Origin of the sequence: Arthrobacter sp. 2MCAF14 (assembly GCF_052115645.1) — a bacterium.
Classification (GTDB): Bacteria; Actinomycetota; Actinomycetes; order Actinomycetales; family Micrococcaceae; genus Arthrobacter.
On record NZ_JBFRHB010000032.1, the window covers coordinates 1 to 14,227 of the forward strand.

Annotated in this window: 14 protein-coding genes; 12 read left to right on the forward strand and 2 right to left on the reverse strand. The window is 63.9% G+C overall.

Annotation, left to right across the window (positions count from 1 at the left end; translation table 11 throughout):
- Window positions 1–360: 360 nt before the first annotated feature.
- Entirely contained in the window at window positions 361–1,356 is a 996-nt protein-coding gene (locus AB4074_RS18820) for a hypothetical protein (RefSeq protein WP_441414754.1), read from the reverse strand.
- On the opposite strand from AB4074_RS18820, the gene AB4074_RS18825 reads away from it, so the two are divergent.
- From AB4074_RS18825 to xerD, 9 genes are all read left to right on the forward strand, one after another.
- Window positions 1,330–2,211: a hypothetical protein gene (locus AB4074_RS18825; protein ID WP_441414755.1), complete on the forward strand. Its 882-nt coding sequence runs from the start codon at window positions 1,330–1,332 to the stop codon at window positions 2,209–2,211. The two genes, AB4074_RS18820 and AB4074_RS18825, sit on opposite strands and share 27 nt — an antisense overlap.
- A complete protein-coding gene (locus AB4074_RS18830; RefSeq protein WP_441414756.1) occupies window positions 2,204–3,193 on the forward strand; it encodes an HAD-IIA family hydrolase in 990 nt (329 codons plus the stop codon). Before AB4074_RS18825 ends, AB4074_RS18830 begins: the two co-directional genes overlap by 8 nt.
- 9 nt (window positions 3,194–3,202) lie before the next feature.
- Window positions 3,203–3,457, forward strand: coding sequence for a hypothetical protein (locus tag AB4074_RS18835; protein WP_441414757.1), 255 nt, complete (start codon window positions 3,203–3,205; stop codon window positions 3,455–3,457).
- 2 nt (window positions 3,458–3,459) lie between these two features.
- Entirely contained in the window at window positions 3,460–4,272 is an 813-nt protein-coding gene (locus AB4074_RS18840) for a TlyA family RNA methyltransferase (RefSeq protein ID WP_441414758.1), read from the forward strand.
- A gap of 13 nt (window positions 4,273–4,285) precedes the next feature.
- Window positions 4,286–5,308, forward strand: coding sequence for an NAD kinase (locus AB4074_RS18845; protein WP_441414759.1), 1,023 nt, complete (start codon window positions 4,286–4,288; stop codon window positions 5,306–5,308).
- Window positions 5,309–5,311: 3 nt separating this feature from the next.
- Entirely contained in the window at window positions 5,312–7,051 is a 1,740-nt protein-coding gene (gene recN, locus AB4074_RS18850; RefSeq protein ID WP_441414760.1) for a DNA repair protein RecN, read from the forward strand.
- 211 nt (window positions 7,052–7,262) lie between these two features.
- Window positions 7,263–9,005, forward strand: coding sequence for a CTP synthase (locus tag AB4074_RS18855; RefSeq protein ID WP_441414761.1), 1,743 nt, complete (start codon window positions 7,263–7,265; stop codon window positions 9,003–9,005).
- A 24-nt stretch (window positions 9,006–9,029) separates the two neighbouring features.
- Window positions 9,030–9,692 carry an NUDIX domain-containing protein gene (locus AB4074_RS18860; protein WP_441414762.1) on the forward strand — a complete coding sequence of 221 codons (663 nt, stop codon included), beginning with the start codon at window positions 9,030–9,032 and terminating at the stop codon, window positions 9,690–9,692.
- A gap of 2 nt (window positions 9,693–9,694) precedes the next feature.
- Window positions 9,695–10,657 carry a site-specific tyrosine recombinase XerD gene (gene xerD, locus AB4074_RS18865; RefSeq protein ID WP_441414763.1) on the forward strand — a complete coding sequence of 321 codons (963 nt, stop codon included), beginning with the start codon at window positions 9,695–9,697 and terminating at the stop codon, window positions 10,655–10,657.
- Window positions 10,658–10,695: 38 nt separating this feature from the next.
- Here xerD and AB4074_RS18870 read toward each other — a convergent pair whose 3' ends face one another.
- Complete coding sequence (locus AB4074_RS18870) at window positions 10,696–11,436, reverse strand: hypothetical protein (protein WP_441414764.1); 741 nt, start codon at window positions 11,434–11,436, stop codon at window positions 10,696–10,698.
- Between the two features lie 55 nt (window positions 11,437–11,491).
- Between AB4074_RS18870 and AB4074_RS18875 the strand changes: the two genes are divergently transcribed.
- The 3 genes from AB4074_RS18875 (at window position 11,492) to AB4074_RS18885 (ending at window position 14,156) form a co-directional block, all read left to right on the forward strand.
- Window positions 11,492–11,995 carry an 8-oxo-dGTP diphosphatase gene (locus AB4074_RS18875; protein ID WP_441414765.1) on the forward strand — a complete coding sequence of 168 codons (504 nt, stop codon included), beginning with the start codon at window positions 11,492–11,494 and terminating at the stop codon, window positions 11,993–11,995.
- A 108-nt stretch (window positions 11,996–12,103) separates the two neighbouring features.
- On the forward strand, window positions 12,104–12,613 hold the full coding sequence (locus AB4074_RS18880) for an RNA polymerase sigma factor (RefSeq protein ID WP_441414766.1): 510 nt from the start codon (window positions 12,104–12,106) through the stop codon (window positions 12,611–12,613).
- A 1-nt stretch (window position 12,614) separates the two neighbouring features.
- Complete coding sequence (locus AB4074_RS18885) at window positions 12,615–14,156, forward strand: hypothetical protein (protein WP_441414767.1); 1,542 nt, start codon at window positions 12,615–12,617, stop codon at window positions 14,154–14,156.
- The last annotated feature ends 71 nt before the right edge of the window (window positions 14,157–14,227 follow it).

Here is a 14,227-nt window from a genome sequence, read left to right on the forward strand (position 1 = left end):
CACCCGGTTTCCACCAACGCCGGCTCACATATAACGGGGTCGGGGCCAACCCCCGCTCACCCTCGAGCCGGACCGGACCCCAACCCCCACCCGCCCTCAGCAGAAATGAGCCGGCGTCCCGCCGGCACCCGGCATATGTGAGCGAGCGTTGTTTGAGGACTCGGATCTGCAAGCCAGCCGAACGTGCTCAGTCATGCTTGGGTTGTGATGATTCCCACGGGAAGCCTGAATAGGCGGCCCTCGAATGCGTTCGTGGATGGCTGTTCACCTAGAATTACATAAGAGATACGAGCCGGATCCCGGCGGCGTGAGAACAAAATACGGATAAGAGCGGCTGCGCATGCGCCAGTGGTCAGCTCACTACAGGAGGAATCCATCATGGCTGAGCACAACGGCGGCAACCGCGGCAACTTCGGCGGTGGCCGTGGCGATCGCGGCCCGTTCCGCGCCAACAACAATTCCGGGGGCGACCCGCGAGGATTCCGTTCCAGGGACAACCGTGACGGCGCTCCTGGCGGTGACCGAGACCGTAAGCCAGCGGGCGATGGTGAGCGCCGTAGCTTTGGTGACCGGGATCGTAAGCCGTTTGGTGATCGTCCGAGCCGCGACAGTGACCGGGATCGTAAGCCGTTTGGTGATCGTCCGAGCCGCGACGGCGACCGCGACCGCAAGCCGTTCGGCGATCGAGACCGTAAGCCGTTTGGTGATCGTCCTCGTCGTGATGGGGATGCGCGCCCGAGCTTCGGTGACCGGGATCGTAAGCCGTTTGGTGATCGTCCGAGCCGCGACGGCGACCGCGACCGCAAGCCCTTCGGCGACCGCGACCGAAAGCCGTTTGGTGATCGTCCTCGTCGTGATGGGGATGCGCGCCCGAGCTTCGGTGACCGGGATCGTAAGCCGTTTGGTGATCGTCCGAGCCGCGACGGCGACCGCGACCGAAAGCCGTTTGGTGATCGTCCTCGTCGTGATGGGGATGCGCGCCCGAGCTTCGGTGACCGGGATCGTAAGCCGTTTGGTGATCGTCCGAGCCGCGACGGCGACCGCGACCGCAAGCCCTTCGGCGACCGTCCGCGCCGCGAAGGCGACGGAGAGCGCCGCAGCTTCGGCGACCGCCCCGAGCGCGGTCCCCGCAAGTTCGATGGCCCACGTAGCGAGGGACGCAGCTTCGGCGGCGGCTCCTGGGAAGAACGTCCCGCGCGGGTTCCGAACGCGGCGGATCTGCGCAGCGCCAACCGCCCGGACCGCGAGCGTTCCCCCGAGATCGACGACGACGTCACGGGCCAGGAACTCGACCGGGTCACGAAGCACCAGATCAAGACCCTTGAAGACATGAACGCCGATTGGGTCGCCAAGCACCTGGTGATGGCAGGCCGCCTTATCGATATCGACCCTGAGCTGTCCTTCCAGCACGCCTTGGCCGCTAGCCGCCGTGGTGGCAGGTTGGCCGCTGTCCGTGAAGCCGTGGGCCTGACCGCCTACGCTGCCGGCCACTATGGCGAGGCGCTTCGCGAATTCCGCACCTACCGCCGGATCAGCGGCTCCAACGTCCATTTGCCGCTCATGGCTGACTGCGAACGCGGCCTGGGGCGGCCGGACCGTGCGCTGGACGTCGTCCGTTCACCCGAAGCACAGGACCTCGACGCCCCCGGCAAGGTTGAGCTAGCCATTGTGGCTTCCGGTGCCCGGAGCGACCTTGGCCAGTTGGACGCCGCGGTGGCCGAGCTGGAGATCATCCAGCTCGACATCAACCGTGCCTTCTCCTACAGCCCGCGCCTGTTCCGTGCCTACGCAGACGCCCTGACGGCAGTGGGCCGCACGGAAGAAGCCGGCAAGTGGCAGCGCCAGGCAGTCGTGGCTGAAAATGCCCTCGGCGTTGGAGACTTCGAGGACCCGGACATCATCGACCTCGGCGAGGACGATGAAAATGAAGCTCGCAAGCCTCGTTTCCGGAACATCGAAGAGGACACTGAGCGAGCCGAAGAAAGCAAGTCCGCGGCGGCGCCCGCACACGCGGAGACGGTCATCGGTTCTGAATCCACCGGACAGGACGACGTGGAACTCGACGACGTCGAGTCTGACTACTTTGAATCCGACGACGCCGAGTCGGACCGCGATTCCGTCGAGGACACCGAGGACGTCGAGGACACCGAGGACACCGAGGAAGACGGAGAAAAGGCTTCCGAAGGCGGCGAAGAGACCAAGAATGACTGAGGCCTCACTGGTTTCGCAATTCGACGCTGTCCTGTCCGATCTGGACGGAGTCGTGTACGCAGGCCCGCACGCCATTCCCGGCGCTGTGGAGTCCTTGCAGCGGCTTGAGTCGGTCGGGGTGCGCCTGGGTTATGTAACCAACAACGCCTCGCGTACTCCGGCACAGGTTGCCGCGCACCTTCGTGAACTTGGCGCGCCTGCTGAGGATAACCAAGTGGTCAGTTCCTCGCAGGCCGCCGGGGATCTTTTGGCCGGACTCCTGGCTCCGGGTTCGCGGGTAATGATTACCGGCAGCCCGGCGCTGGCCCACGAAATCGAACTCGTGGGCCTCACGCCTGTCCACAGCGCCAAAGAGAACCCCGTGGCTGTGGTCCAGGGCTTCAACCCGGAAATCGCGTGGAAGGATCTGGCCGAGGCGTCTTACGTTGTCGCCGCAGGCGCCCTCTGGGTGGCTACAAATACGGACATGTCCATTCCCCAGGCCCGCGGGATTGCTCCTGGAAACGGCACCCTCGTCGCCGCCGTCGCGTCGGCCACCGGCAAACAGCCGCGGGTAGCCGGCAAGCCGGAGGCCCCGCTCTTCCACTCGGCGGCACGGAGGCTCAAGTCGGAGCGCCCGATCGTCGTCGGAGACCGGCTGGACACCGACATCCTTGGCGGCAACCGTGCGGGCTTCGCGACGGCGGCAGTCCTCACCGGCGTCGATACGCCCGAGTCCATCCTCGCGGCACGCAGCTCGGAACGCCCCGGCTACTTGCTTGCTGATCTCACGGAACTGTACGAGCCGTACCCCGAGATCGTCGAGGAGGACAGCACGTTCCGCTGCGGAAAGGCAACCGCCGAAGTCCACGATGGCCTGATCAAGGTCTCCGGGTCCGAGAAGGATCTGGACGCCTGGCGCGCTGCATGCGCAGCCTGGTGGGCGGCCACCCCCGACGCTGCAGAGGCTACATCGCCGCGCCTCGAATGGCTGGAAAACTAGACTGGTCCAATGAGCGAGTTGAACGATCACCCGGAGAGCGCCGCCGAAATGAGTGCCATCGATCTGGACGGCCTCGAACCGCAAAGCGTCGAACCGCACGATGCCCCATGGCCGGACGACACTACCGCGACAGGTGACGACGCCGTGGATTCCACCTTGGAGCGGCTGGCGGGCATCTCCACTGTGGCGGTGGCCGAGCACAACAGGGTCTACGCCGAGATCCATGACTCCTTGCTGGCGGCCCTCGACGACGAAAAACGCTGAGCATGGCCAGACTCGACCAGGAACTCGTCAGCCGTGGAATGGCGAGATCACGGACCCATGCCGCGAAACTCATTGCTGACGGAAAAGTCAGTTCCGAAGGCAGCGTTCTCGCCAAGGCAGCGCAACAGGTCTCCGAAGAGACGGAAATCGATGTTCAAGCCCATGCCGAGGACGTCTACGTCAGCCGCGCCGGACACAAACTCGCCGGGGCACTGGCGGCCTTCCCTTCCGTTCTTGTGGGAGGCAAGCGGTGCCTCGACGCCGGAGCCTCCACCGGTGGCTTCACTGACGTGCTGCTCCGGCAAGGTGCCGCGCACGTGGTGGCGGTCGACGTCGGGCATGACCAGTTGGTGCCGTCCCTGCGGAACGATCCCCGCGTCGCAGTCCATGAGGGCCTCAACGTCCGCTACATGACTCCGGAGCAGATCGGCGGCCCGGCGGCGCTCACTGTGGCAGACTTGTCCTTCATTTCCCTCACCCTGGTTCTGCATCCGCTCGCGGCATGCACCGAGCCCGGGGGAGACCTCGTGCTCATGGTGAAACCGCAATTCGAGGTCGGCAAGGAACGGCTGAGCCGCACCGGCGTGGTCACCGCGGACCACGAACGGCGTCGCGCGGTGGCCCAAGTCGCCAAAGCGGCCGTGGATGCAGGGCTTGAACTTTGTGGCGTGGCACCGAGTCCCTTGCCGGGCCAGGACGGAAATGTGGAGTACTTCCTGTGGATAAAACGCAGGATGCAGCCGGACTTGCCTAAGATCGAAGAGCGGGACGAGGAAGTTGCTGCACTGATGGAACGACTCTGGACCACCCACTAGAAAGCAGAACACCATGAGCAGGCGCGTTTTGGTCCTTGCCCACACCGGGCGTGAGGACTCCCTTCGCGCGGCCTGGGATGCCTGCGGGCAACTCCACTACTCAGGCCTGATCCCTGTGATGCAGAAGTCGGAACTGGACGACATCGAACGGTTCTACGGCGTGGTGGATAAGCCGATCGAGATCCTCCACGAGGATGTCCGGTTGGAGGACGTCGAACTCGTCATGGTTCTTGGCGGTGACGGCACCATCCTGCGCGCTGCCGAGCTGGTCCGCAACGTCGATGTTCCCCTGTTGGGCGTCAATCTCGGGCATGTCGGGTTCCTCGCCGAAAGCGAGCGGGCCGATCTTGCCCAGACCGTCGAGTGGATCGCGAGCCGCGAATACACGGTGGAAGAGCGCATGACCATCGATGTCCAAGTGTGGGTCCGCGGCCAGAAGATCTGGCATACCTGGGCCCTCAACGAGGCCGCCATTGAAAAGGCCGACCGGGAGCGCATGATCGAAGTGGTGACCGAAGTGGATGAACGTCCGCTGACGTCTTTCGGCTGTGACGGAGTGGTGCTCGCGACCCCTACGGGTTCCACGGCCTACGCCTTCTCATCCGGCGGGCCTGTGGTGTGGCCCGAGGTTGAAGCCCTGGTGATTGTCCCCATCAGCGCCCACGCCCTCTTCGCCAAACCCCTCGTGGTTTCGCCGCGGTCCAGGCTGGCCGTGGAGATCCTCACCCGGACTGACGCCCAAGGCGTGCTTTGGTGCGATGGCCGCCGTTCCGTGGACCTCCCGCCCGGCGCCCGGATCGAAGTAACCAGGTCCACCCGGCCTGTGCGGCTTGCCCGCACCCACCAGACCCCGTTTTCAGCGCGGCTCGTGCGGAAGTTTGAGCTCCCCATCCACGGCTGGCGGGGTCCGGCACCCCGTTCGGCTGACATCCACACCGGTCCTACCCCCGTGATCAGGACCTTCAAGCCCAGCCCTTTGCCGGCGCCCCAGGACGTGCGGACAGGCAGAGCGGCCGACCCCACAAAGGAGATGTAAACCATGATCGAGGAACTCCGGATCCGTGATCTCGGCGTCATCACCGACGCCACGTTGCCGTTGGGGCGAGGCCTGAGCGTCGTTACGGGCGAAACCGGTGCCGGTAAGACCATGGTGGTCACCGCCGTTGGCCTCCTTTTGGGAGCGCGGTCCGACGCAGGCGCGGTACGTTCCGGTGCCAAGTCGGCCTCTGCGGAGGCCCGGCTCTTGCTTGATCCGGCGCACGCCGCCGTGGAACGGGCCGTGGAGGCCGGCGGCGACGCGGAAGAGTACGACGGCGGCACCCAGCTCCTGCTGGCCCGCACCGTGGGCGCAGACGGCCGCAGCCGTGCTTTCGTGGGCGGGCGGTCGGCGCCTGTGGGCGTGTTGGCGGAACTTGGCGAGAGCCTGGTGGTGGTGCACGGCCAGTCGGACCAGATACGTCTCAAGGGTGCCGTGGCGCAGCGGCACGCACTGGACCGCTTCGCCGGGGCCGAGCTCGCCGCGATGCTCACGGAATACCAGGAGCTTTACGGGCATTGGAAGTCCAGCCAGGCGGAGCTCGATACCCTCCGCGGCGAGGCCCGGGAAAGGCTGCGCGAGGCGGAATCGCTCGCGGCCGCGCTCAACGAAATCGACGACGTCGATCCCCAGCCCGGCGAGGACGAATCCCTCAAGGCCGAGGCAGTGAAGCTGGCGAATGTGGAAGAGCTCCGCATCGCCGCCGCGGCAGCGCATGAAGCCCTGATCTCGGAGGAATTCGGCGAAACAGCTGATGCCACGACGCTGATTGACTCGGCCAAACGGGCATTGGACCAGGTTTCAGAACATGACGAAGCGTTGGCGGGAGCCGCCGCACGCCTCGCCGAGATCGGCTTCCTCATCAATGACATAGCGGGGGAGCTGTCCAGCTACCAAGCGTCCCTGGACTCTGAGGGGCCCGAACGGCTTTCGGAGATCGAGGAGCGGCGCGCAGCACTGGCCAAACTCATCCGGAAGTACGCTCCGAGCATCGACGAGGTCTTGGAATGGGCGGCAGCGTCGAGGACCCGGCTTGACGAACTGCAGGATGACTCGAGCCGGATCGAAGCCCTCGATACCGAGGTAACCGCCGCGGAGTCGACGCTGCGAAAGCAAGCCGCGCGCATCTCGAAGTCGCGATCAAAGGCGGCCAAGGAGCTCTCCGCGCGCGTAAGTGCGGAGCTCACAGCGCTTGCGATGGCCGACGCAACCCTGGTGATCGAGGTGGACAGCCAAGGGCAGTTGGGGCCGCACGGCGTCGACGACATCTCCTTCCTCCTGCAACCGCATGCTGGCGCCCCTGCCCGTCCTCTCGGCAAGGGCGCGTCCGGTGGTGAATTGTCCCGCGTCATGCTTGCCATCGAAGTGGTCCTCGCCGCTGTGGACCCTGTGCCCACCTTTGTCTTTGACGAGGTAGATGCCGGAGTGGGCGGGCGTGCCGCCGTCGAGATCGGACGCCGGCTTGCCATGCTGGCCCGCCACGTCCAGGTGCTGGTGGTGACCCATCTGCCGCAGGTGGCCGCCTTCGCCGACCAACATATCCGCGTCACCAAGACCTCAGTCAGGGGAAGCGACGGCAAGACCGCCACGGGCTTCACGTCCAGCGACGTCCAGGTCCTCGATGACGAGGAACGCGTGAAGGAGCTTGCCAGGATGCTGGCAGGACAGGAAGACTCCGAGTCTGCGCGTGCGCATGCCCAGGAATTGCTGGACGACGCGAAGCTTCTGCCCCAACAGGCGTAGCCGCCCGGCAGCCGTCTGGGACATCGGTCACATGAACGCATTCGCCGGGCGGGGAGGCTCCTTCCGCGAGACCTGATCCCGCGCTGCGGATTCCCGGCCGGCTGAGCTGTTTTCCCCGGTCGGGTGGACTTTCCTCTTGATCCTTGCCCCACCGCAGGAGACTATTGAGCATTTGGGAAAACGGCTAGCGGATCCTTTGGAGGCGCAATTGATGATAGGCTCGAATTCCGTGGTGCAGCGATCAAATTCCCGTGTAAATTCCCGGTTCCCGGGCTCGTCCAAGACGACCAAACACATCTTTGTCACTGGCGGTGTGGCGTCCTCGCTCGGTAAGGGACTGACGGCTTCGAGCCTCGGCCACCTGCTGCGGGCGCGCGGTTTGTCTGTAACTATGCAGAAGCTCGATCCCTATCTCAACGTGGATCCGGGCACGATGAACCCCTTCCAGCACGGCGAAGTCTTCGTCACTGACGACGGCGCCGAAACCGACCTCGACATCGGACACTACGAGCGCTTCCTCGATGAGAACCTTGAGGGTTCGGCCAACGTCACAACCGGCCAGATCTACTCGACAGTCATCGCCAAGGAACGGCGTGGTGAGTACCTCGGCGACACCGTCCAGGTCATCCCGCACATCACGGATGAGATCAAGCGCCGCATGCGCCTCCCCGCTGAGGGCAAGAACGCTCCTGATGTCATCATCACCGAAATCGGCGGCACCGTTGGCGACATCGAGTCGCAGCCTTTCCTCGAGTCCGCACGCCAGGTCCGCCAGGACATCGGCCGGAACAACGTCTTTTTCCTGCACGTCTCCTTGGTGCCGTACATCGGCCCCTCGCAGGAACTGAAGACCAAACCAACGCAGCACTCCGTTGCCGCCTTGCGCTCCCTCGGCATCCAGCCGGAAGCGATCGTGATCCGTTCGGACCGCGAAGTGCCCGACGCCATGCGCGAAAAGATCGGCCGCATGTGCGACGTCGATATTGACGCCGTGGTCAACGCCGCCGATGCTCCCAGCATCTACGACATCCCCAAGACGCTGCACTCCCAGGGCCTTGACTCATACGTCGTCCGAGCCCTGGATCTCCCGTTCAAGGACGTCGACTGGACCAGCTGGGACAAGCTCCTCGAAGCAGTACACAACCCCAAGCACCATGTAGAAGTTGCCCTCGTGGGCAAGTACATCGACCTCCCGGACGCTTACCTGTCCGTGACCGAGGCTTTGCGTGCCGGCGGTTTCGCGAACGAAACCAGGGTCAAGATCCGCTGGGTCCCGTCCGACGAGTGCGAAACCCTCGAAGGCGCCACCAAGTCCTTGGCCGGCGTCGACGCCATTTGTGTTCCCGGCGGCTTCGGTATCCGTGGCCTGGAAGGCAAGCTGGGCGCGCTCAAGTTCGCCCGCGAGACAAAGCTTCCCGTGCTGGGCCTTTGCCTCGGTCTTCAGTGCATGGTCATCGAATACGCCCGCAACGTGGTCGGCCTCGAAGGCGCATCCTCCAGCGAGTTCGAGCCCGACTCCAAGTACCCGGTCATCGCCACCATGGAAGAACAGCTCGACATCGTGGACGGCAAGGGCGACCTTGGCGGCACGATGCGCCTGGGCCTTTACGAAGCCAAGCTGGATGAAGGCTCCGTGGTTGCAGAGACCTATGGCGCGACAACTGTTAGCGAGCGTCACCGCCACCGCTACGAAGTCAACAACAAGTACCGCGAGCAGATCGCAGCCGAGGGACTCGTGTTCTCCGGAACGTCTCCCGATGGCAAGCTGGTTGAGTTCGTGGAACTGCCGCGTGAAGTACACCCGTACTACGTGGCAACACAGGCCCACCCCGAGCTCAGCTCCCGCCCCACGCGCCCCCACCCGCTGTTTGCCGGCCTCGTGAAGGCTGCGCTTGAGCGTCAGTCGGGCGTGGATTCGCTAGCAAAGTCAGCCCGCAAGGTCGCTGCGAAGTAATCGCTCACACGAAAGGACGGCGCGATGCCCGGTATTTCTGAAACCCCCAGCACTTTTCGGAGGGTTTCGGACATGCCGAGCCCGCGCCGTCTTTTGTCGTCCAACAAGGTCTATGAAGGCCGTATTTGGGACGTCGTCAGTGACGCCTTCGAGCTGGGCGAAGACACCGGCACTTTGGTCCGCGACTACATCGACCATCCCGGCGCTGTAGCGGTACTGCCTATGAATGTCGACGGCGAAATCCTGTTGCTCAAGCAATATCGCCACCCCGTGGGCATGGATCTGTGGGAGATTCCTGCCGGGCTTCTTGATGTGGCCGGCGAAGACTTCGTAGTCGGCGCAGCCCGGGAGCTCGCAGAAGAGGCAGATCTCACCGCAGCCACGTGGAATGTCCTCGCCGACTTCTTCAATTCACCGGGATCCTCGAGCGAGGCGATCCGAATCTATCTGGCGCGGGGACTGGGAGACGTGCCCGAGGCCGAACGCCACGTCCGCACGGAGGAGGAATCCGAAATCGAGCTGGTGTGGGTGCCTCTCGATGAAGCTGTTTTGGCAGTGCTGGAAGGCCGCCTGCACAACCCGTCCGCCGTCGTCGGGATCCTCGCCGTCGCAGCTGCCCGCGCCGACGGCTTCAGGAACCTGCGACCGGCCAATGCCCCCTGGCCCGCCCACCCGAGCCAGCGCTGACCGTGCCCCAGCTCGCGGAGACCAGGGTCCAGACCGCCATTGACCGGGCCGTGACGGACTACCTGCAGCACCTCGGCGTGGAACGCGGCCTCGCAAGCAACACCTTGTCCGCCTACCGCAGGGATCTGTCCCGCTATTCGAACTTCCTGGCAGGGTCCGGTGTCGACAAGCCGGGAAATATCTCCCGCCACGATGTCACCGCCTTTGTCCAGGCCCTGGCCGACGGCTCAGACGGCGGCGCCGCACTCGGCGTCCGGTCGGCGGCACGCACCGTGGTCGCCGTCCGGGGCCTCCACAAGTTCTGGGCCCTGGAGGGGACGACGACGGCGGACCCCGCGAGCGATGTCCACCCGCCAATGCCCGGCAAGCGTCTGCCGAAGGCCATTAGCGTCGGCGAAGTGACCCGGATCCTCGAAGCCGCCGGTGCCGATACCGCCACCGGGTTGAGGGACCGGGCACTTTTGGAGTTCCTCTACTCCACGGGTGCCCGCATCAGCGAAGCGGTGGGGCTTGACGTCGACGATGTCTCCCTTGAGGCGGAGGCCGATGGGCCCGCGATCGTGCGGCTCTTCGGAAAGGGCTCCAAGGAGCGCTTGGTGCCGCTGGGGTCCTACGGTGCCCGCGCCGTCGGATCCTATGTGGTCCGCGGAAGGCCTGCGTTGGCCGCCAAAGGAAAAGGCACCCCGGCGCTGTTCCTGAATGCCCGCGGCGGCCGGATCAGCAGGCAAAGCGCCTGGACCATTCTCAAGACTGCGGCCGAGAAGGCCAACATCACCAAGGATGTCTCCCCGCACACCCTGAGGCATTCTTTCGCCACTCATCTGCTTGAGGGCGGCGCCGATGTCCGCGTGGTGCAGGAACTCCTGGGCCATGCCTCGGTGACCACCACACAGGTGTATACCTTGGTCACTGCCGACACATTGCGCGAGGTGTATGCGGCTGCGCATCCGCGGGTGCTCGGCTGACCCCTCGCGCTGCACGCTGGAGACTTACCGCGGTCCGGTTACGCCAAGACCTTGAAGGTCAGCTCCACCGCGTTCAAGAACAGCGCCAGAATGGACATCCCGAGGCCGGCCACGAGCAGAAGGCCCGGGTGCGCCAAGCCGACAACCACCCGCCTCAGATCAGGCCGGGAGCGCAGGAATTTCCTTGGCACCCGTGAGCTGGCGGGACTTTGGCTCCAGCCACGCAAACGTCGCAGGAACCAGGCGCAGCGGACGATGAAAGCCATCCACAGGACCGAAATGACAAGCGGGACTGCTGCCACGAGCAAGTTGAAGCCGAGGGCCGTCACTTCGCGCTCGGAATTTCCCACTGCGGCCTGGACAGTCGTGGAGATCGAGGCGCTCATGACCACTGAGACGCCCCACACGAGGAATGCAGTCACCAAGGCAAGGAATCTCACGAAGAAGTGGCCAAGCACTGATTCGTTTTGTGGTTTCAAATGCCTGCGGGGAGTAGCGTTCAGCACCGCGAGTGTAGACAGAAGGGTCGGCAGCGCGGCCATGCCGACCAGCAGGTACCAGCTCCAGCCGGCCAGGTCCAGGAATTCATCGAGGATGATCAACACCGCCCAGAAACCGGTCCATGCCCACCCGGCGTAGAGCGGATGCCGGACCAGCCAGCCAGGCAGCCAGGCCTCGGAGGCGTCCGCTGCCTGGGCACTCGCCTCGCTCCCCGGGGCATCTGCTTCTCCCGGCGGGGCACTCGCCGTCGTGGGACCTTCACCCCCATCCACGCTCATGGGCCAACTGTAGCAAGGACACACTTGCGAAGCCCCGCAGAGTTAGGCTTGGTCAATGACTGCAGCCCACGTCACCCTGTGCTTCCTGCTCCGCGACGGCGACGCCGGACAAGAGGTGCTCCTGGGTCGGAAGAAGACCGGCTTCGGCACAGGGAAGATTGTGGGCGTAGGCGGACATGTGGAGTCCGGAGAGACAGCGGCCGAAGCCGTATGCCGGGAAGTTCAGGAGGAAATCTTCGTCCATGTGGAAGAAGAGGACCTCATTCCCGCCGGGACAGTGGATTTCGTCTTCCCCGCCAAGGCCGAGTGGAACATGTTCACCACGGTGTATCTGACCGAGAGATGGACAGGCGAGCCAGCCGAGAGTGATGAAATAGCGCCGCAGTGGTACCGCGTGGAAGGACTCCCTGTCGAACAGATGTGGGCCGACGCCGAACATTGGCTGCCCGCCATGATTTCCGGTCAACGCATCGCAGTTGAAGTTGTGCTCGCTGATGACAACGAAAGTGTCGCCGAAGTTCACACTGGCGAGTGGCTGGATTCGGGAGCAGCGCGCTAGCTGCGAGGAATCTTCAAGAAAGCTTGGTTGGAAATGTAACTTTGTCCGGCTTCTTGGAAATTACCCTCGTAGCCGGTAACCACAGGCTTAAAACTTCAAGGGGGGACCATGCTTTCGGAACGGGAGCTGGCGTTTATCACGCTTCACAAGGACTGTTACCCACGCGTTTTCGGCTTTGTTCGACGACGCGTTTCAGATGCGGAATTAGCGCAGGAGCTTGCGGCGGACGTGTTTCGCGTGGCATGGCAAAAATGGGATGTAGCAAGGGCGACTGAACCCGCGTGGTTGTTCGCCGTAGCTCGGAATCTGCTGGGGAACGCCTACCGTAGCCACGAACGTCAGCAGGCATTGCATTTGCGGCTTAGGGAATCCGCAGGTGCCACCGGTGCTGCTGCCGAAAGGAACGAAGTTGTGGAACATGCCATGGCTGCTTTGAGGGAAAAGGACCGTGACGTCCTGCAACTCGCGTATTGGGATGAACTCTCGATCGCAGAAATCGCCGGCGTGCTGCAGTGTAGCGAATCGGCCGCCAAGGTGCGTCTACACCGAGCCCGCGAGGCATTCCGCAAGGCCATGCCGGTCCGGGCCGAAACCGCTTCACAGAAGATGGGGGCATGAAATGGATGCCATCAAGAATTTGATTTCCGCAACTGATCCGTTGAAAGCAGATCCCGTTACCGTCCCAGATGCCGAGACCGTCCTCCGGCAGATTGTCACGGACCGCTCCGAGACCGTTGACAAGATGCCGCCCAATATCCGGTCATTGGCCGATGCCAGGCGACAGCGTGCAGTGCGTCTCGCCGGGCTGCTGACCATCGCTGCGGCTGCCGTGACGGCAGGCGTGCTGGTGGTGTCGAATCTGGGCGCGTTGACCGGGGCTCCTGCTCCGGCCAATTCCGGGCATGTGACTCCGGCTCCCTCCGCCACCCCGTCAACCTCCGCAACGCCCACTGCGACACCAACACCAACCCCAACACCAACACCAACACCAATAAGCATGGCCCCCGCTGTCCGGTGGAAGACGTTTACAGACGCGACATCGCAGGCGACGTTCGAGCTGCCGGAAAGCTGGTTCGTAGTGGAGCGACCGACCATGATTGCCGGCGGATCGTACAACCAGGCTTCAATACGGAACGCCGAGAACAAGCAGGTGGCGGTGCTGAACTTGGTCTACGACGGGGCTATTGGTGGCTGTGCCAATCCCAAGCCGTACGCTCCAAAATCGGTCACAGTCCTGGATTCAGTCGATCTGGATATCCCGCAGAAGCCCGACAAGGTCGCTGAGTTCTCTGCGTACAAGGGAGCCGCTCTCGGCCCTTCTCGCTTCACCTTCACCGTGATCGAAGGCGATCGCGTCTACGGCACAGTCGCGCTCTCGGAGGAGCATGAGTTGCCCGGAACACCTGTGTGCCACCAGGTCAATGGCATTACGGGACCGAGCAATGTTCCTTCCGTCGACTTCGGTGATACATCGGCGATGGCCGCGGACGGCTCAAACGCACCTCTCGTCTTCGACACCATGGCGGAGGCACGGGCCTACATGCAGACGCAGGATTACCAGGATATGAAGCGGATGTTGAGCTCTTTGTCCCTGAAGCCCAGCAAAACTGTGGTCTCCTCTATTTACACAAGCCAAGCTGCGAAGGTCCAGTTCGATTTGCCAACGGGATGGACAGCGGCCGAGGTGCCCGCGGGGACGGCGGAATTCCCGGCCTTTGGGATTGACGTCACCAACGAGTCTGGCAAGAGGGTCGCCCAGCTGTACCGCGGCTCCGGAGGTGGCCTCGGTGGCGCCTGCGGTCCCAGTGAGCGCTACAAAGTGACGGAGCTCGATTCCTTCGCGATGGGCTTTTTGGGGGCGGAGACAGTGGGGGCCCGATTCTCGTACCGTGTGCTGGATCAGACCTCGGTGGGCAAAGGCCTGAGCTATGAAGTGGGTCTCGTCGACAAGTCCAGCGGTCAGCTGACTGACACGTGCCCGGGCCTGATGTACGCCGTGGTCAGCGGTGCCCCCAAGGGCTCCCTGTCCTTCGCGGACCGGGCCATCCTGGGGCAGGGAGCCCCGGTCTTCGGCACCATGCAGGAGGCCATTGCCTACATGGGCACGCCCGAGTACACAAAACTGAAGCTCATGATGACGAGCCTCGTACTCACCGATTAGCAAACCTGGCTACAGGACAATAACGACGGCGGGCCGGCCACCTCCTAGGCGGGTGACCGGCCCGGCGTCGT

Coding starts and splice junctions, on each gene's coding strand:
- AB4074_RS18825 (WP_441414755.1), top strand. CDS start 1,330: ATGAACGCCGATTGGGTCGCCAAGCACCTGGTGATGGCAGGCCGCCTT.
- AB4074_RS18830 (WP_441414756.1), top strand. CDS start 2,204: ATGACTGAGGCCTCACTGGTTTCGCAATTCGACGCTGTCCTGTCCGAT.
- AB4074_RS18835 (WP_441414757.1), top strand. CDS start 3,203: ATGAGCGAGTTGAACGATCACCCGGAGAGCGCCGCCGAAATGAGTGCC.
- AB4074_RS18840 (WP_441414758.1), top strand. CDS start 3,460: ATGGCCAGACTCGACCAGGAACTCGTCAGCCGTGGAATGGCGAGATCA.
- AB4074_RS18845 (WP_441414759.1), top strand. CDS start 4,286: ATGAGCAGGCGCGTTTTGGTCCTTGCCCACACCGGGCGTGAGGACTCC.
- recN (WP_441414760.1), top strand. CDS start 5,312: ATGATCGAGGAACTCCGGATCCGTGATCTCGGCGTCATCACCGACGCC.
- AB4074_RS18855 (WP_441414761.1), top strand. CDS start 7,263: ATGATAGGCTCGAATTCCGTGGTGCAGCGATCAAATTCCCGTGTAAAT.
- AB4074_RS18860 (WP_441414762.1), top strand. CDS start 9,030: ATGCCCGGTATTTCTGAAACCCCCAGCACTTTTCGGAGGGTTTCGGAC.
- AB4074_RS18870 (WP_441414764.1), bottom strand. CDS start 11,436: ATGAGCGTGGATGGGGGTGAAGGTCCCACGACGGCGAGTGCCCCGCCG.
- AB4074_RS18875 (WP_441414765.1), top strand. CDS start 11,492: ATGACTGCAGCCCACGTCACCCTGTGCTTCCTGCTCCGCGACGGCGAC.
- AB4074_RS18880 (WP_441414766.1), top strand. CDS start 12,104: ATGCTTTCGGAACGGGAGCTGGCGTTTATCACGCTTCACAAGGACTGT.
- AB4074_RS18885 (WP_441414767.1), top strand. CDS start 12,615: ATGGATGCCATCAAGAATTTGATTTCCGCAACTGATCCGTTGAAAGCA.